Raw genomic sequence first — 18,041 nt, 5'->3', positions numbered from 1 at the left:
GAACCGAAACGTGCGAGATCTATGACAAGAACACGGAAAGCCTCATCCCTCATCAGTGTTTTGACCGTTACCGCCATGGTTCTCCTCCCATGGCAATCAGCTTCAGCCGAGCCGGACGCACGTCACGGCATCGCCATGCACGGCGAGCCCCAATACTCCGAAGGCTTCCCGCACTTTGACTACGTTAACCCCGAGGCACCCAAAGGCGGCGTGCTTCGAATGGCCGTGGTCGCCAATGGGTTCGACACCTTTAACCCTTTCGTTATTCGCGGCGTAGCCGCGGCGGGAATCAACGCCTACCTTTATGACACCCTGATGGAACCCTCGGCGGACGAACCCTTTTCCGCGTATGGCCTGATTGCTGAGTCTATCGAGACGCCTGAAGACCGCAGTTACGTGACCTTTCATCTGCGTGATGAAGCCCGGTTCCAGGATGGTGAACCCATTACCGCGAAGGACGTGAAGTTTTCGTTCGATGTTCTGACCACCAAAGGCCATCCTTTCTATCGCAACTATTATGCAGACGTGTCCGAGGTAATCATCGAAGATGAGCGGACTATCCGCTTCGAGTTTGGTGACACCAACAACCGTGAACTGCCACTGATTCTTGGCCAACTGCCCGTTCTTCCAAGCCATTACTGGAAAGATCGTGAATTTGGCGACAACGGTCTGACACCGCCCGTTGGCAGTGGCCCGTATCGCATTAGCGACTTCGAGGCGGGCCGCTCCATCACCTTCAAACGGGTGGAGGATTACTGGGCCAGGAACATCGGAGTGCGAAAGGGGCGGTATAACTTCGATGAAATTCACTATGACTACTACAAAGATGACACCGTCGCCCTGGAGTCCTTCCGTGCCGGTAATTTCGATTTTCGGGTAGAGTCCTCGGCTAAGAACTGGGCCACCGCCTACACCGGTAACCAGTTTGACTCCGGCAAGGTTAAAACTGAAGCCGTAGAACATGGCCGCCCTGCCGGCATGCAGGCGTTCGCGATGAACACCCGCCGCCAGGTATTCAGCGACCCTCGTGTACGGGAAGCGCTGGCTTACGCGTTTGACTTTGAATGGGCCAACAAAAATCTTTTCTTCGGGCAATACACCCGTACCTCAAGCTACTTCGAGAACAGCGAGCTGGCGTCATCAGGACTGCCCGAAGGCCGCGAACTGGAGGTCCTTGAGCCTTACCGCGATCAATTGCCCGACGATGTATTCAATGAAGAGTATCAACCCCCTTCGACGGCGGGTAAAGGCGGGCTTCGCGATAACTTCCGTACAGCCCTGACGTTGTTACGGGAGGCCGGCTATGAGGTCAGGGATGGCACCATGGTGAACCGGGAAACCGGTAATCCCCTGGCCTTCGAGATCCTGATCTTTCAGAAAACCTTTGAACGGGTGGTGCTGCCCTTCAAGAACAACCTCGAAAGACTCGGCATTGATGTGTCCGTACGCCTGGTGGATACCAACCAGTACATCCAGCGTCTTCGTGAGTTCGACTACGACATGACCGTCCAGGGCATCGGCCAGTCCGACTCTCCTGGCAATGAGCAGCGGGAGTACTGGCATTCCTCCAATGTCGATGTGAAGGGCTCGCGCAACTATATGGGGGTGGATAGCCCGGTGGTGGATGAATTGGTCAACCTGGTCATCCAGGCGCCTACCCGAGGGGAGCTTGTTCATCGTACGCGGGCGCTGGACCGTGTGCTGCTGCATGGGCACTACGTGATTCCAAACTGGTACCTGGCCAAGGATCGGATCGCCTACTGGTCGTTCCTTCAACGGCCGGAGACGGTTCCCAAAAACGGTGTGGACATCAACAACTGGTGGGTAAAAAGCACTGACCAATGACGCAGATCTCTGATACAACTTTGACGGAGTTCCGCTGAATGGGCAGTTATATCCTCAGGCGCCTTGCGCTGATAATCCCCACCCTCCTCGGGATCATGCTGCTCAATTTCGTCATTGTTCAGGCCGCCCCTGGCGGTCCCGTTGAGCAGTTGATTGCGGAAACCGAGGGGCACGGTGGTAGCGCCCTTTCCCGGGCCAGCGGCGGTGGTGCCGGCGGCGAGGTTACCTCCTCAAGTGGCGACAGCCGCGGCTCCCGTGGCCTGCCGGAAGAGCTGCTCAAAGAAATAGAGGTTATGTACGGCTTCGACAAGCCGGCCCACGAGCGATTCCTGAAGATGCTCGGGGATTACGCCACCTTTGATTTTGGCGAATCCTTTTTTCGGGACCGCTCGGTGATCGAACTGATTCTGGACAAGATGCCGGTGTCCATCTCCCTGGGGTTGTGGTCCACCCTGATCATCTACCTGATCTCGATCCCCCTCGGCATCCGCAAGGCGGTCACCGACGGATCGCGATTCGACGTCTGGAGCAGTTCTGCCATCGTGGTGGGTTACGCCATACCAGGCTTCCTGTTTGCGATACTGTTGATCGTCCTGTTCGCAGGGGGCAGTTATCTGGACTGGTTTCCGCTGCGGGGGCTGACGTCGTCCAATTTCGATGAACTTACCTGGTACCAGAAAATCGGAGATTACTTCTGGCACCTCGCATTGCCTGTAACGGCCAATGTCATCGGTGGCTTTGCCACCCTCACCCTGCTGACCAAGAACTCTTTCCTCGATGAGATCAGCAAGCAGTATGTGGTGACCGCCAGGGCCAAGGGTCTGGAAGAGAAACAGGTGCTTTACGGGCATGTGTTCCGCAACGCCATGCTGATCGTCATTGCCAGCCTTCCCGGCGTGCTTGTGTCGCTATTCTTCACAGGCTCATTGCTGATTGAAGTGATCTTCTCCCTGGATGGCCTCGGATTACTGGGCTTTGAGGCAGCGTTGAACCGGGATTATCCGGTGATATTCGGCACCCTCTATATCTTCACGCTGATGGGATTGGTACTGAAGTTGATCAGCGATATCACTTACGTTCTGGTGGATCCCCGCATCGATTTCGAAAGCCGGGAGGGATCGTAGGTATGGTGACGCTCTCTCCCATCCAGCAACGGCGACTGCGCAACTTCCGCAACAACCGTCGTGGTTACTGGTCCCTGTGGGTATTTCTGGCCCTCTTTGGGCTCTCACTCATCGCCGAGGTGATTGCGAATGACGTGCCACTGGTCGCCTACTACAAAGGGGATGTTTACTTTCCGATCGTGGAAAGTGTACCCGAGGAGACGTTCGGCGGGTTTCTGCCCACCGAAGCCGACTACCGCGATTCGTTTATCGCCGATGAAATCGAGGCAAATGGCTGGATGATCTGGCCCCCCATTCGTTTTAGCTACAACACCACGAACTATAACCTTGAGGTACCATCTCCGGCCCCACCCAGCGCTGAAAACTGGATCGGCACCGATGACCAGGGCCGGGATGTGGCTGCGCGGGTGATTTACGGGTTCCGCATTTCCGTCCTGTTCGGGCTTGTGCTGACCATTCTCAGCTGCATCGTGGGCGTGGTTGTGGGTGCTATCCAGGGCTACTACGGTGGTAAGGTTGATCTGCTGGGGCAGCGGTTTATCGAAGTCTGGTCAGGGCTTCCGGTGCTCTACCTGCTGATTATTCTGTCCAGCATCGTGCAACCTAATTTCTGGTGGCTGCTGGGCATCATGCTGTTGTTCAGTTGGATGGGTCTGGTGGATGTGGTTCGCGCGGAATTCCTGCGCGCCCGCAATTTCGAATACGTTAAGGCCGCGAGAGCCCTGGGTCTGGGCAACCGCAAGATCATGTTCCGCCATATCCTGCCCAACGCGATGGTGGCCACCCTCACCTTTCTACCGTTCATCCTGACCGGTGCCATAACCGGCCTGACGTCACTGGACTTCCTGGGATTTGGCCTACCGTCCGGGTCACCCTCACTGGGTGAGCTGATCGCCCAGGGTAAATCCAACCTCCATGCCCCGTGGCTGGGTATATCGGCGTTTGTGTCCCTGTCCATCATGTTGACGCTGCTGGTGTTTGTCGGTGAAGCCGTCCGTGATGCCTTCGATCCGAGAAAAAACTGATATGTCGCAACTGCTGGAAATCCGGGATCTGTCCATACGTTTTGACGACACCATTCAGGCCGTGGATCGATTGTCGCTGAGTATCGACAATGGTGAAACCGTCGCCCTGGTGGGAGAAAGCGGCTCCGGGAAATCCGTATCCGCCCTGTCCATCCTCCGACTGCTCGACGAACGCCACGCCAGTTATCCCTCAGGTGCGATCCTGTTCCAGGGAGAGGACATGCTGAAGGCCAGCCAAAAACGCCTTCGACAGATCCGCGGACGTCACGTCAGCATGATTTTCCAGGAGCCAATGACCTCGCTCAATCCATTGCACACGGTGGAAAAGCAGATCAGCGAAACCCTGGCACTGCACAAGGGGATGCGCGGCCCACAGGCTCGTGCCCGTTGCGTGGAACTATTGGATCTGGTCGGCATCCCCTCGCCTGAAGAGCGCCTGACGAGCTACCCTCATCAGCTCTCCGGCGGCCAGAAGCAGCGCGTAATGATTGCCATGGCCCTCGCCAACGAGCCGGACCTGCTGATCGCGGACGAGCCGACAACAGCACTCGACGTCACTGTCCAGAAGCAGGTACTGGAATTGTTGAAAGACCTGCAACAAAAGCTGGGCATGGCCATCTTGCTGATCACCCACGACTTGTCCATCGTACGGCGCTACGCAGACCATGTCGTGGTGATGGAGCAGGGACAACTGATTGAGGAAGCTCCGACAGCGAAGCTGTTTGAAGCCCCACAGCATGCCTATACCCGACGCCTGCTTGACGCAGAACCACCGGCCTCGCCGTCGGGCACCATGGTCGACAACAAGTCGCTGCTGGACGTGAACAACCTTGATGTGCGCTTCGTTACTCGCAAAAGCCTGTTTGGTCGGCCTCAGTCGTGGTTTCAGGCGGTCGACGACGTCAGTTTCTCGCTCAACGAAGGCGAAACCCTGGGTATCGTTGGTGAAAGCGGAAGTGGCAAGACCACGATCGGCCACGCACTGCTGAAGCTCACTTCCAGTCGCGGCAGTATTCGGCTCAGCGGCGAAGAACTCGGTCCGCTCGACCAGAAGCAGTTCCGGCCATGGCGCAGCCGTATTCAGATTGTGTTCCAGGACCCATTCGGTAGCCTCAGCCCGCGGATGTCAGTCGCCGAGATCGTGCGTGAAGGCCTGGAAATACACGTACCGGCAACACCCGAAGAACAGGACCGAAGGGTCATACAGGCGCTCACCGACGTCGGGCTCGACCCACAGGCCCGTCACCGCTACCCTCATGAGTTCTCCGGCGGTCAGCGCCAACGCATTGCCATCGCCCGGGCGCTGGTGCTGCAGCCAGAACTCATCATTCTGGACGAGCCCACCTCTGCCCTGGACAGGACGGTGCAAAAACAGGTGATTAACCTGCTGCGGGATCTCCAGGACAAATATGGTCTAAGCTATGTGTTTATCAGCCACGATCTGGCCGTGGTCCGGGCACTGAGCCACAAATTGCTGGTACTGAAGAGTGGTCGGGTCGTGGAATACGGCGATGCCGCCGGGATATTCAATACACCAAAGCACGATTACACCCGTGAACTGCTTGGGGCGGCCCTGTTCTACAGCCAATAAAGCGCAATGACAGGCCACGCCCGATTACTACGACCAATTGAGCGTTACCCGCACCGCTGCGGTTCATGGATAATGCCTTAAACTGAAACACAGGGAGAATCGTTATGGGATTACTCAGTGGCAAAAAAGCACTGATTGTCGGCGTTGCAAGCAAACACTCGATCGCTTATGGCATCGCCGAAGCCTTTGCCAAACAAGGCGCCGAGCTGGCATTCACTTACCAGAATGAAAAGCTCAAATCCCGAGTAGAGAAATTCGCCGAAGGCTGGGGCAGTTCGCTGATTTTCCCGTGCGATGTTGCCAGCGATGACGAAATAGAAGCTGTGTTCACCGAACTGGGCAAGCACTGGGACGACATCGACATTATTGTCCACTCTGTCGGTTACGCCCCGGCCAACGAGCTGGATGGCAACTATGTGGACGTCACCACGCGGGAAGGCTTCCGCATCGCCCACGACATCAGCTCCTACAGCTTTGTTGCCCTGGCCCAGGCCGGTCGCAAGATGATGCATGAAAACAGCTCTCTGCTGACCCTCAGCTACCTGGGTGCCGAGAAAGTACTGCAGAACTACAACGTCATGGGACTGGCCAAGGCTTCCCTTGAGGCGAACGTTCGCTATATGGCCGGCAGTCTGGGGCGTGATGGCATCCGGGTCAACGCCATCTCGGCAGGGCCAATCAAGACCCTGGCGGCCTCTGGCATCAAGAGCTTCCGCCGTATGCTGGCCGAGAATGCCAGGCGGGCACCGTTACGCCGCAACGTGACTACCGACGAAGTGGGTAACGCTGCTGCCTTCATGTGTTCTGACATGGCCAGCGGCATTACTGGTGAAATCATGTACGTTGATGCCGGCTTCAACATTACCGGCATGGGCGAGCTGGAAGACTGAAGCTCCCGGTTTTCCCGGCAGGGCTTTCGGGCCTTGCCGGGACGACTTAACCCTCAGACATCGCCTTTGCGACGGCTTCCACCCACTCCAGATAGGACGTGTCATCCGACTCCAGTATCTGAAGTCCCACCAGCCAACTGGTTTCAGTGCTTGCACGACACCAGACAACCTCCACCATCAGACCAAACGGCTTATTGTCATCCTCCAGACTGACCCAGGCAGGTAAGAGTGCACCCTGGGTTACCGGTTCTGCGGTCGTCAACCGGATACCACGGGCAGAGACATCGCTGGTGCGTGATACCAGAGACCGCCCGGACTGATCCCCCTCGACATCCGGAATCGGTGATTCCAGCTCCAGGGTCACACTTGCGCTCGCAGCCAGCCGGTACTCGGAACGGTTATCCCCAGATTCCGGAGCATCCTCGTAGTCGCCAAAACTGTAATCGATATCGCTCATGATCATCTATCCGATAGTGTTTTATCCGGTCAGTTTCGACCGACCCTGATACGGCCAACCACCCGCGACAGAGCGTCATCAAACTCTGCAGAGCTACCAAGTACGCGTACCCGGCCCATCACCACGTGATCCACGAGTTCATCCACCAGGAATTCGCGGCGATTCAGCCCCAGTCGGTCCACAAAAACCAACTTCCGGGAGGCATTGATCCGTACGGCCAGCTTCAGGCGAACGGCATCCTTGCCCTCACCGCTACTTTCCTCGACGATCCAACCGCCCAGTTTGATGCCTTCCACCAACTCCCTCGCAGCGGTCTCCCGCTCCTGCAACAGGCGTTGCTGCTCGGCTTCTTCATCAGCGATACGTCGATCTTCTGCCGCTTTCTTCTGCCTTGCGAGTTCAGCCTGCCTGGCGGCTTCCTCCTGTTGGCGCAATTGTTCCGCTTCCGCCTTTTCCCGACGCAAGGTTTCTGCCCGGGCTCTCGCCTCCCTGGCGGCTTCTTCCCGTTGCAACGTCTGGCGTTCAAGCACCACAGATAGCGAGGTAATGGTTTCCGCCAACACCTGACCGAAGGGAGTCAATGGTGGTAATAATCTCAGGGTGCCGCTATCGAGAGCCGTGGAGAACCTTGGCCAGGGCATTAGTCCCAGTTTGACCCCGGCACCATTGGTCCAGAGCACTTCACAGGTATCCGGTAGCAGAGCAAAGAAATACCGACGTCGCTCCGCGGCGCCCTCACCTTCCACAAACCATTTTCCCAACAACGGCTCAACCTCGGCCTCAGGCGGTGCGGAAAACGACAACCAGGAAGGATCCCAGGAGAATCGGTCGCCTTCCGGCAACGCGGAAACCAGCTCGGGCGTTTCGCCCCTCAGACGATCCACCATAACCGACTGGATTCCTTGCAGGGCCGAGTCATCCAGGGGCTTACCGTTGACGCGGTTCCAGACGTCGCTGATCCGGTCACCAATTTGCTCCCCCACCGTATAGAGGCGGTTCCTGTCCTTGTCGGAAAGCGCCGGATCACCAATCCAGACAAGCCATTCCAACAGTTTGCTGGCATGCCGCCAGTTGTCGCCCTCGGTGCCTTCCTGCCAGACAATCTGCTTGATCAGGGCAAACCAGTGATCAAAGATAAACCGAACCACGGCTTGCGGCAGCTGACGATTCTGGAGGGCCCGGCCCACCAATGCCCTAGCCGTCTGTTCCGACTTTCTTTGACGGGCGGCGCCCTGCTCGGTTTCCAGCAACCGCTGACGTAAACGCTCATTCTGCTGTTCGCGCTTTCCCGCATCCTCTTCCCACTGACGGCAGAATTCGATAACCGGCCCGACGTCCCCGGAATCGAAACAGCCGGACACCGCTATGGTCAGTGAATCCAACTGATCCAGGAGGGCCCTCCCTGAGCGCCCGCCGGAACCACTCCATCCCCTGCAGTCCTGCAGGCTGTCAAGCCAGTGCACGATGGTATCGTTCAGCGCTCCGGCTCCCTCAAGGTTCATTCGCCAGGCGAGAAAGAACCGAAGGCGGGCAATTCGCAGGGCCAGTTCGGGATGGAGGCCGCTGGTCTTGAGAAACACATCCATGATTCGGTCCGCCACATAGGCGGAATTGATCTGCCTAACCGACCAGGTCAAGGATACCGAGCGGATAACGCGGGTCACGGGCTCATCCCGCTGCTCCGTCCAGCAGGACAGCAACAATGGGCGCCAGTCGCTGGCTGCGTCTGCAGCAACCTTTCCCGCGGGATAGGGAAGATCGGGTACACGAATGCCTGAAAGCACGTCCCCAATCCTCTTTACCACCTGTTTCCGGGACAGTACTTTGCGCTTTTTCTGCGTGCTCTGCTGCATCCGTTCCCCGCGCGTCAGAAGCGTTGAAAAGGTTCATCAAATAACGCAGTATAACCAACTCGCCGGGGTTTACCGCAACTAAGCGCCGGCCAGTCATGTTTTATGCGACGGGGATAACAACAGAATGTCGGGCACCAAACTAGAGAATCTGAATGTGGCGAGTCAGGAACCTTTGATTACCCCTGAAGCGCTCAAGCAGGAGATGCCGCTTTCCGGCAAGGCCGCGGAAACCGTGGAAAAAGGCCGCCAGGCCATCTATGACATCATGGACGGCAAGGACCATCGCCTGTTTGTGGTGGTGGGCCCCTGCTCCATTCATGATGTCGAAGCTGCTCGGGAATACGCCGCCAGGCTGAAGAAGCTGGCAGAAGAAGTCAGCGATACCCTGCTGATCGTCATGCGGGTGTATTTCGAGAAGCCTCGCACCACCGTTGGCTGGAAAGGGTTGATTAACGACCCCCACCTCAACGACACCTTCGACATTGAACAGGGCCTCCACATCGGCCGCCGTCTGCTCCTGGATATCTCCGAGTTGGGACTGCCCACGGCGACAGAAGCACTGGATCCTATCTCCCCGCAATACCTGCAGGATACAATCTCCTGGTCCGCTATTGGCGCGCGCACCACAGAATCTCAGACTCACCGGGAAATGAGCAGTGGCCTGTCCATGGCCATTGGCTTCAAGAACGGTACCGATGGCAGCCTGGACGTTGCGGTTAATGCCATGAAGTCGGTCTCCCACCCTCACAGCTTCCTGGGCATTGACCAGCAAGGCAAGGTCGCGGTCATCCGTACCCGGGGCAACAACTACGGTCACGTGGTTCTGCGTGGCGGCGGTGGCAAACCCAACTATGACTCAGTCAACGTTGCCCTGTGTGAGCAGGCACTGGAGAAATCCAAACTCCGTCAGTCGATCATGGTTGACTGCAGCCACGCCAATTCCAGCAAGGACCCGGCCATACAGCCTCTGGTATTGCAGGACATCACCCATCAGATCGTTGAGGGCAACCAGTCCATCCAGGGTTTGATGGTGGAAAGCAACCTGAATTGGGGCAATCAGTCGATTCCTGAAAACCTGGCCGATCTTAAATACGGTGTGTCCGTGACGGACGCCTGTATTGACTGGGAGACCACTGAAAAAGCCCTGCGTGACATGCGGGAGAAACTGAAGGACGTTCTGCCGAAGCGTCGGGGCTGATTTCAGCCCCCGATCCAGTCGAGCCTGCTTCTCAAGGTCACCACGTTGCCGATGATGACCAATGTGGGGGCAGGCACCGCATTCCTCTCCACCCTTTCCACGATGTTTGTCAGGTCCCCGGTCACAACCTGCTGGTGGGGCGTTGTCCCTCTTGAAACGAGCGCCACCGGCATCTCCGGAGACATACCGTGGGCAACCAGTTGCTGGCAGATAATCGGTAGCCCGACCAGGCCCATGTAGAACACCAGGGTCTGGTTGTTCTGGACGAAATCCTTCCAAGGCAGGTCGCAGGTGTCATTCTTCAGGTGGCCGGTGACAAATCGAACTGACTGGGCGTGGTCCCGGTGCGTAAGCGGAATGCCGGCGTAGGCGGCGCAACCGGAAGCAGCGGTAATACCGGGCACCACCTGGAAGCGCACACCGGCCGCCGCGAGGGTTTCAATCTCCTCGCCGCCACGGCCAAAAATAAAGGGATCACCACCCTTGAGCCGCACCACTTTGCGTCCCTTGCGGGCGAGTTCCACCAGGCGGCTGTTGATCTGATCCTGGGGCAAGGTGTGGTTAGCACGCTGCTTGCCCACATGAATACGCTCGGCGGATTCAGGAATAAGCGACAGGATTTCCGGCGACACCAGGCGGTCGTACAACACCACTTCCGCTGACTGGATCAGGCGCCACGCCTTCAATGTCAGTAACTCCGGATCACCGGGGCCGGCACCCACGAGTGCAACCTCCCCTTCGGAGCTATTCGGATTTTCCGTTACCGGATTCTTGTGGTACCGAACTGGTGCAGGCTTTGCACCAACGCCCTTCCATGGTGCATCGTCGAGTCTGTCACTCATTGTATTCTGTCTACGCCTCCCATATACGGTTTCAGGACCTCGGGAACCAGGATGCTGCCGTCTTCCTGTTGATAATTCTCCATCACCGCAATCAGTGCGCGGCCAACGGCAAGCCCGGATCCGTTCAAGGTATGAACGGGCTCCGGCTTATTGGTTTCCGGGTTACGCCAGCGTGCATGCATGCGCCGTGCCTGAAAATCCCTGGCGTTGGAACAGGAAGATATTTCGCGATATTTGTCCTGGCCCGGTAACCAGACTTCGATGTCATAGGTACGGGCGGCCGCAAACCCCATGTCGCCGCCACAGAGGTCAACCAACCGGTACGGTAGTTCGAGGAGCTGCAGTACCTTTTCGGCGTGCCCGGTCAGCGCCTCGAGCGCCGCTTCGGAGTCCTCCGGGCGAACGACCTGCACCAGCTCCACCTTGTCAAACTGGTGCTGGCGGATCATCCCGCGGGTATCACGGCCGTAAGAGCCGGCTTCACTACGGAAACAGGGAGTGTGGCAGACCAGCTTCAGGGGCAGTTCTGCTGCATCAAGAATGGTGTTGCTAACCAGGTTGGTGGCCGGAACCTCCGCCGTGGGAATCAGATAAAGAGGCTTCTCCCCGTCCATGCGGAAAAGGTCTTCCTCAAACTTGGGAAGCTGACCCGTCCCAAAGAGCGTGTCTGCGTTGACCAGGTACGGCACGTAGGCTTCCGTATACGCATGCTCGTCGGTGTGGAGGTTGATCATGAACTGGGCAAGCGCCCGATGCAGGCGGGCAACCGGGCCGCGCATCACAGCAAAACGGGAATGAGCCAGACGAGTGGCGGTCTCGAAGTCCAGGCCACCAAGGGCTTCGCCCAGGGCAACGTGGTCCTTTGGTTCAAAATCAAAGTGTCTGGGGGTACCCCAGCGACGCACCTCAACGTTATCGTCTTCGCTTTCTCCGGCCGGCACGGTGTCGTCGGGCAGGTTCGGTATGCTGGCGAGGAAGTCGTTCAATTCCTCCTGTAACACCCGTAACTCGTCTTCCGCTTCTGACTTCTGTTTCTTCAGGTCTTCCACTTCGTCCAGTAATGGCTGGATGTCTTCACCGGCCGCCTTGGCCTTGCCAATGGATTTGGACCGGCGGTTCTGCTCGCCCTGCAGAGTTTCCGTTTTCACCTGGATCGCGCGACGGCGCTCCTCGAGCTGATCGAATGTGGCTTTGTCAAAGGTGTACCCCTTGATAGCAAGGCGACGGGCGATCTCTTCAGTCTGGGTGCGGACACGTTTGGGATCGAGCATGATTATCCTGTTTCTGTTGTTCACGATTGACTGGGCATTATACCTGCGCGGCCGGCTATGACCACAGCGGGCGAAAGCGGCTGGCGGATTTCAGCGTTGCGGGTAACGCTTGCGGTCGCTGTTGCGGTTCCAGTCGTCGAGCCGGTCACGCTTTTCGGCGAGTTTGATTTCCAGGCCCCGATGGACTGGCTCATAGTAACGGCGCCGGTGAATGGCCTCGGGGAGATAGGATTCTCCGGCGGCGAATGCTTCCGGCTCGTCATGGGCATAACGGTATTCGTCACCGTGCCCCATGGACTTCAACAGTTTGGTGGGGGCGTTGCGCAGGTGAACGGGCACCTCATAGTCCGGGTCATTGCGGATATCGGCCATACACTGGTTAAAGGCGGAATAGACCGCGTTACTCTTGGGCGAAAGGGCAAGATAGGTAACTGCCTGAGCGAGCGCCAGTTCGCCCTCGGGGGAACCCAGTCGCTCCTGGGCCTCCCAGGCGTCCATGGCAATCTGCAGCGCCCTCGGGTCGGCATTGCCTATGTCCTCGCTGGCAATTCGCGCCAGACGCCGGGCCACATACAACGGATCACAACCGCCATCCAGCATGCGACATAGCCAGTATAGGGAGCCATCGGGGTCGGAGCCCCGCACAGACTTGTGAAGTGCCGATATCTGGTCGTAGAAGACATCGCCGCCTTTATCGAACCGCCTCAGGCTGGTTTGCAGCACCTGTTCCAGATGATCGGAGGTAATTCTGGCGGCGCCGTCTTCATCAGGCTCTGCAAGATCCGTTGCCACTTCCAGAATATTCAGCGCACGCCTGCCATCGCCGCCCGATGCGGTTGCCATCAGCTCCAGGACGCTCTTTTCCACGGTGAATCGCCCTGCCAGCCCCTCTGGTGAAGACAGTGACCGCCCAAGCAGTTCCAGAATGTCGGTTTCTTCAAGGTTCTTCAGCACGTAGACGCGGGTACGGGAGAGCAACGCACTGTTCAGTTCAAAGGAAGGGTTCTCGGTGGTGGCACCGACAAAGATGAAAGTACCGTCTTCAATGTGAGGAAGAAACGCATCCTGCTGGCTTTTATTGAAACGGTGAACTTCATCGACAAACAGCAGGGTGTCGCGCCCTTCGCTGCGCTTGCGGTCTTTCGCCCGCTCAACAATGAGACGGATATCCTTTACACCGCTGAGAACGGCCGAAACGGTCTCAAAGCTGAGATCACTGAGGTTGGCCAGCAGGCGGGCGAAGGTGGTCTTACCGACACCCGGAGGGCCCCACAGGATCATGGAGTGGAGCTGTCCCTGCTCAACCGCCCTGCGGAGCGGCTTGCCCTCGCCCACCAGATGTGACTGGCCGACGTATTCATCAAGGCTCGCCGGGCGCATTCGCGCAGCCAGCGGGCGGAAACCCTGCTGTTCCGCGAACAGGCTATCCTGCATCAGGCCCCGTCCCGGATCACATCCACGCTGTCAGGGTAATTCAGGGTAAACGCATTGTCCTCCACCGGGGCGTTCAGGCGAATGTCCTCGAAACTGAGAACGCTGAGCTGCGCCAGTGAATCCTGCATGCGCATTTCCTGCAGCTCACCGTTATGGAAGGTCAGCCTCAGGGATACGAACAGGGAATCCTCGCTTCGCGGTTCCAGGGTGAACTCACGGATATTCTCCCCAGGAGAGCGGGAGGACACGCGATAGGTCTCATTGAGGTTATCAACCTCACCACTCAAAAGAAGCGCTGGTGTTGTCTGTACACGCTCGTCCAGGTTGTGGATGGTGACCTGTTCCAGATCAGGATCGTAGACTTCCACGGTTTCACCGTTGCTGACGACGAACTGTGAATGGGGTTTTCGGGTTTCCCAATAAAACAACCCAGGACGCTTGGCCTTCAGGGAACCACGGCTCTCCTGAACGCGATTGCCGTTTTCGTTAACCACGATCTGAATAAAATCAGACTGGAAGGATTCGTAATTCTTGAGCAGCGCAGACAGATCCGCTGCGGCCTTTGCACTGGTATCTTCCGCCATGGCCGGCGTGATCACCGATATCAGGACCGAAAACGCGGTGACCAACCAAAGGGCTTTTGCTGAAACTCTCATGAATCGCTACTCCTAATCTCTCGGTGGCGGTGGTGCCAGAACTTCACGGGCGCCATTATGCCCGGCTGCGCTGACCACACCGGATGCTTCCATGGCGTCGACCAGGTTCGCGGCCCGGTTATAGCCGATCTTGAATTTACGTTGTACGGATGAAATTGACACCCGCCTGCCCTCAGTAACAAAGGCTACTGCCTCGTCGAACAGAGCATCCCCCTCACTGTCACCGCCGCCTTCGCTCAGGTTAGGCACGCCAGGCAGGTTCTCACCTTCGGCCCCGTTCAGTACATCGTCCACATAAACGGGCTCGCCACGAGCCTTCCAGGCACTGACAACCCGGTGGACTTCGTCATCGTCTACGAAGGCGCCATGCACCCGCACCGGCAGTCCGGAGCCCGGGGGCAGGTAGAGCATGTCACCATGCCCCAACAACTGTTCCGCCCCACCCTGGTCCAGTACCGTGCGGGAATCGATCTTGGACGATACCTGGAAGGACATCCGCGTCGGAATGTTGGCCTTGATCAGGCCCGTGATAACGTCCACAGACGGCCGTTGCGTAGCCAGAATCAGATGAATGCCGGCAGCACGGGCTTTCTGGGCGATCCGCGCAATGAGCTCCTCGACCTTCTTGCCAACGATCATCATCATGTCGGCAAATTCGTCAATGACCACCACGATGAACGGAAGGGTTTCCAGTTCCGGGCGTTCCTGCTCGTCATCCGCCAGGTACTCATCCGGCTTCCACGTTGGGTCCAGCAGTGGCTCACCCGCGGCGGCTGCATCCTTAACCTTGCGGTTGTAGCCGGCCAGGTTGCGTACACCCAGGCTCGCCAACAGCCGATACCGGCGCTCCATTTCCGCTACACACCAACGCAGCGCGTTGGCCGCGTCTTTCATATCGGTGACCACCGGCGCCAACAGATGCGGAATACCATCATAGATGCTCAATTCAAGCATCTTGGGGTCGACCATGATGAAACGAACTTCTTCGGGAGTGGCTTTCAACAGCATGCTCAGTATCATGGCGTTGACGCCCACCGACTTGCCGGAACCGGTTGTGCCGGCCACCAGCAGGTGCGGCATCTTCGCCAGATTGGCCACCATCGGGTTACCGCCGATGTCGTTACCCAACGCCAGGGTCAAGGCAGACGATGAGTCCTGGAACACCCGGGCGTTCAACACCTCACTGAGCCGGACCATTTCCCGCTCTTCGTTCGGTATCTCGATACCCACCACGGACTTGCCCGGAATCACCTCAACCACGCGAACACTGAGGACCGCCAGGGAACGGGCAAGATCCTTCGCCAGGTTGGAAATCTTGCTGACCTTGACGCCTGGCGCGGGTTTAATCTCAAATCGCGTAATAACCGGCCCGGGGTTAACTTCGACCACTTCCACGGAGACGCCGAAATCCGCGAGCTTTTCTTCCAGCAACCGCGACATGTGTTGAAGCGACTCCTCGGAATAACCCCTTTCCTTGTGCTCCTCCGGTGGGTCCAGCAGGGTTATGGGCGGAATGGTGCTTTCAATATCTTCCAGCAACGACGCCTGTTTGCTCTTGGCGCCATTGGTGCTGCCGGCGGACTGATCATCCCGCTTGAACGGGGATATCTTCAGGGATTTCCCGGGCGGCTTGGAATTCCCCTTTGGCGACGGTTTGGCCACCGGTGTCGTGTCATCCTGGGAGCTGAAGCTTTCCAGCCGAGCGGGTTCGGCATCATCAACTGGCAGTACGCCTTCCAGGCCCGGTTCTTTTCGCTCTGGGCGTGATGCAGGTGCCTTGACCTTTTCAGCACGCGGACCCAGGCCCAACAGGCGCCGCCACCAGGAGTTGCCTGCCGCCGGGGTTTTCTGGCTTGCCACCCTGTCCCGCACCGTGGGCGGCTCCGCTGGTTTCTTCGCGGGTTCGGGTGCAGCCGGGGCTTTTGCTGCCGGTTTGGGCTTTTCCTTGTCGGAAGAGGAGAAAAGGTTTTTGATGGCATTACCGATACGGAGCGTCAGATTGCCAACCTGATCCATCAGCCAGAACCAGGACATCCCCGTACTGACCGTCAGTGCAAACAGGAAAATCGCAATGAGCAGCAGCGTCGTGGCCGGCAGGTTGAAGAAGCGCACCATGGCCTCAGACACCGCGGAGCCCAGCACACCGCCCGACGTTACCCCAAGACCGAACACAGAATAGAGCGACAGTAGGCTTGTCGCCGACAGCAAGATCAACAGGAAACCGCCAAAACGGAGCAGAAACAGCGGCATGTGCATGTCGATAGGATCGTTCCGGCGGCGAATCAACATCAACGCATAGCCGGCGATCATTACGGGAAACAGAAAGGCGACATGGCCGAAAAAGTCACGTAGTAGACTGGCCAACCAGGCGCCCGTTCGGCCTGCGTAATTCTGCACACTGGTGTCGTGGCCAATGCTGGCCCAACCAGGATCCGAAGGGCTGAAGGTAACCAGCGCCATTCCCAGATAAATGCACAGTGCGATCAGGGCGATCACCGCTCCTTCCCTGGCCCCCTGGGCCAGGAAGCGACGGAACCGCTCCTGTTTTTCGGTCAACTCACCGGATTTTTTCGCTTTTACGCTCTCAGCCATGAATGCTCAGACAGTTCCCTGACGGTAATTTTCAAGAGCCTCAAACCCGCGTTGCAGATCGGTTTTGAGGTCCTCAACAGCTTCGATACCCACCGAGATCCGTACCAGATTTTCAGTAATACCCGCCTGAACCTTGTCTTCCGGAGACAGGCGACCGTGCGTGGTTGTGGCCGGATGGGTAATCGTGGTTTTGACGTCACCAAGATTGGCGGTAATGGAGATCATTCGCGTCGCATCGATGAACGCCCAGGCCTCTTCCCGGCCACCTTTCACGGTAAAGGAAAGGACTCCACCAAACCCGCTTTGCTGACGCTTCGCCAATTCATGCTGTGGATGATCGGGCAAACCGGCATAGAATACATGATCCACCGCGCCCTGCCCTTCAAGCCATGTCGCCAACTCTAACGCATTGTCACAATGGGCGCGCATACGGATTGGTAAGGTTTCCAGACCCTTGAGGAAAACCCACGCGTTGAATGGGCTCAGGGTGGGACCGGCAGAACGAAGGAAGCCGTAGACCTCCTCCATCAGTGTGTTGGGACCAATAACGACACCACCGACACATCGGCCCTGGCCATCCAGATACTTGGTGGCAGAGTGAATGATAACATCGGCGCCATGCTCAAATGGGCGCTGCAGCACGGGTGTACAGAAACAGTTGTCCACGACGAACAAGGCGTCATTCGCCCGGGCCAACCCGGACAGTGCCTCCATGTCGGCGACTTCGCACAACGGGTTCGTTGGCGTTTCGATGAACAGCATCCGGGTTTCAGGGCGCACCGCAGCCTGCCATTGCGACATATCCGTCAGGCCCACAAAGGTGGTGTCCACACCGAACTTCGCCAGGTACTTCTGAAAAAGCACATTGGTGGTGCCAAACACGCCCCGCGAGCAAATCACGTGATCACCCGCTTTCAGCAGCGCCATGCAGGTCGCCAGGATGGCCGCCATGCCGGACGACGTCGCTACAGCACGCTCTCCGCCTTCCATCGCCGCAATACGGGATTCAAACGCCTGTACCGTGGGATTGGTAAAACGGGAATAGATATTGCCCGGCTCCTCACCACCAAACCGGGCCGCTGCCTGTGCGGCACTGCCATAAACGAAGCTCGACGTTGGGAAAATTGCGTCGCTATGCTCCAGTTGGCCGGTGCGAATCTGACCGGCACGGACCGCGAGAGTGTCCACCGACATGCCCTCAAGATCCGACTCGGGGATCAGAACATGTTCTTCGCGGCGATAGGTCATGACAAACTCCTGTTT

13 protein-coding genes and 1 pseudogene are annotated in these 18,041 nt (G+C 57.7%); 6 read left to right on the top strand and 8 right to left on the bottom strand.

Translation table 11 applies throughout. The features are described 5' to 3' along the window. The first annotated feature begins 21 nt into the window (after positions 1-21). The 5 genes from ACTRWH_RS03345 to ACTRWH_RS03325 all read left to right on the top strand — a co-directional run bounded on the left by ACTRWH_RS03345 (position 22) and on the right by ACTRWH_RS03325 (position 6,475). Positions 22-1,845 (top strand): ABC transporter substrate-binding protein, encoded by a 1,824-nt coding sequence (locus ACTRWH_RS03345; protein ID WP_462825889.1) that lies wholly within the window; start codon positions 22-24, stop codon positions 1,843-1,845. 38 nt (positions 1,846-1,883) lie between these two features. Next, positions 1,884-2,969, top strand: a complete 1,086-nt coding sequence (locus tag ACTRWH_RS03340; protein ID WP_041333313.1) for a microcin C ABC transporter permease YejB — start codon at positions 1,884-1,886, stop codon at positions 2,967-2,969. Positions 2,970-2,974: 5 nt separating this feature from the next. After that, on the top strand, positions 2,975-3,994 hold the full coding sequence (locus tag ACTRWH_RS03335) for a microcin C ABC transporter permease (RefSeq protein WP_462825961.1): 1,020 nt from the start codon (positions 2,975-2,977) through the stop codon (positions 3,992-3,994). Between the two features lies 1 nt (position 3,995). Continuing rightward, complete coding sequence (locus ACTRWH_RS03330) at positions 3,996-5,585, top strand: ABC transporter ATP-binding protein (RefSeq protein ID WP_085680560.1); 1,590 nt, start codon at positions 3,996-3,998, stop codon at positions 5,583-5,585. 104 nt (positions 5,586-5,689) lie between these two features. Beyond that, complete coding sequence (locus ACTRWH_RS03325) at positions 5,690-6,475, top strand: enoyl-ACP reductase FabI (protein WP_036205512.1); 786 nt, start codon at positions 5,690-5,692, stop codon at positions 6,473-6,475. 46 nt (positions 6,476-6,521) lie between these two features. Here the strand turns inward: ACTRWH_RS03325 and ACTRWH_RS03320 are convergent, their stop codons facing one another. Continuing rightward, positions 6,522-6,932: a PilZ domain-containing protein gene (locus ACTRWH_RS03320; protein ID WP_036205924.1), complete on the bottom strand. Its 411-nt coding sequence runs from the start codon at positions 6,930-6,932 to the stop codon at positions 6,522-6,524. Between the two features lie 29 nt (positions 6,933-6,961). Then, positions 6,962-8,785, bottom strand: coding sequence for a DUF1631 family protein (locus ACTRWH_RS03315; RefSeq protein WP_036205510.1), 1,824 nt, complete (start codon positions 8,783-8,785; stop codon positions 6,962-6,964). 124 nt (positions 8,786-8,909) lie between these two features. On the opposite strand from ACTRWH_RS03315, the gene ACTRWH_RS03310 reads away from it, so the two are divergent. Continuing rightward, positions 8,910-9,983, top strand: a complete 1,074-nt coding sequence (locus ACTRWH_RS03310; protein WP_036205509.1) for a 3-deoxy-7-phosphoheptulonate synthase — start codon at positions 8,910-8,912, stop codon at positions 9,981-9,983. A gap of 2 nt (positions 9,984-9,985) precedes the next feature. Here the strand turns inward: ACTRWH_RS03310 and cobA are convergent. The 6 genes and pseudogenes from cobA to ACTRWH_RS03280 all read right to left on the bottom strand — a co-directional run. Continuing rightward, positions 9,986-10,807, bottom strand: a pseudogene (gene cobA / locus ACTRWH_RS03305) (uroporphyrinogen-III C-methyltransferase); the annotation flags it as partial. 14 nt (positions 10,808-10,821) lie between these two features. Further along, positions 10,822-12,096, bottom strand: a complete 1,275-nt coding sequence (gene serS / locus ACTRWH_RS03300; protein WP_085680556.1) for a serine--tRNA ligase — start codon at positions 12,094-12,096, stop codon at positions 10,822-10,824. A gap of 90 nt (positions 12,097-12,186) precedes the next feature. Next, positions 12,187-13,530 carry a replication-associated recombination protein A gene (locus tag ACTRWH_RS03295; protein ID WP_085680554.1) on the bottom strand — a complete coding sequence of 448 codons (1,344 nt, stop codon included), beginning with the start codon at positions 13,528-13,530 and terminating at the stop codon, positions 12,187-12,189. After that, positions 13,530-14,186: an outer membrane lipoprotein periplasmic chaperone LolA gene (gene lolA, locus ACTRWH_RS03290; RefSeq protein WP_085680552.1), complete on the bottom strand. Its 657-nt coding sequence runs from the start codon at positions 14,184-14,186 to the stop codon at positions 13,530-13,532. The genes ACTRWH_RS03295 and lolA overlap by 1 nt, the downstream gene beginning before the upstream one ends. Before the next feature lie 12 nt (positions 14,187-14,198). Next, positions 14,199-16,778, bottom strand: coding sequence for a DNA translocase FtsK (locus tag ACTRWH_RS03285; RefSeq protein ID WP_228209707.1), 2,580 nt, complete (start codon positions 16,776-16,778; stop codon positions 14,199-14,201). Positions 16,779-16,784: 6 nt separating this feature from the next. Continuing rightward, a complete protein-coding gene (locus ACTRWH_RS03280; protein WP_036205500.1) occupies positions 16,785-18,026 on the bottom strand; it encodes an O-succinylhomoserine sulfhydrylase in 1,242 nt (413 codons plus the stop codon). Positions 18,027-18,041: the final 15 nt, after the last annotated feature.

It is taken from the genome of Marinobacter sp. G5_S1_61_S3, assembly GCF_054968585.1.
This window is presented reverse-complemented; position numbering and strand designations above follow the sequence as displayed.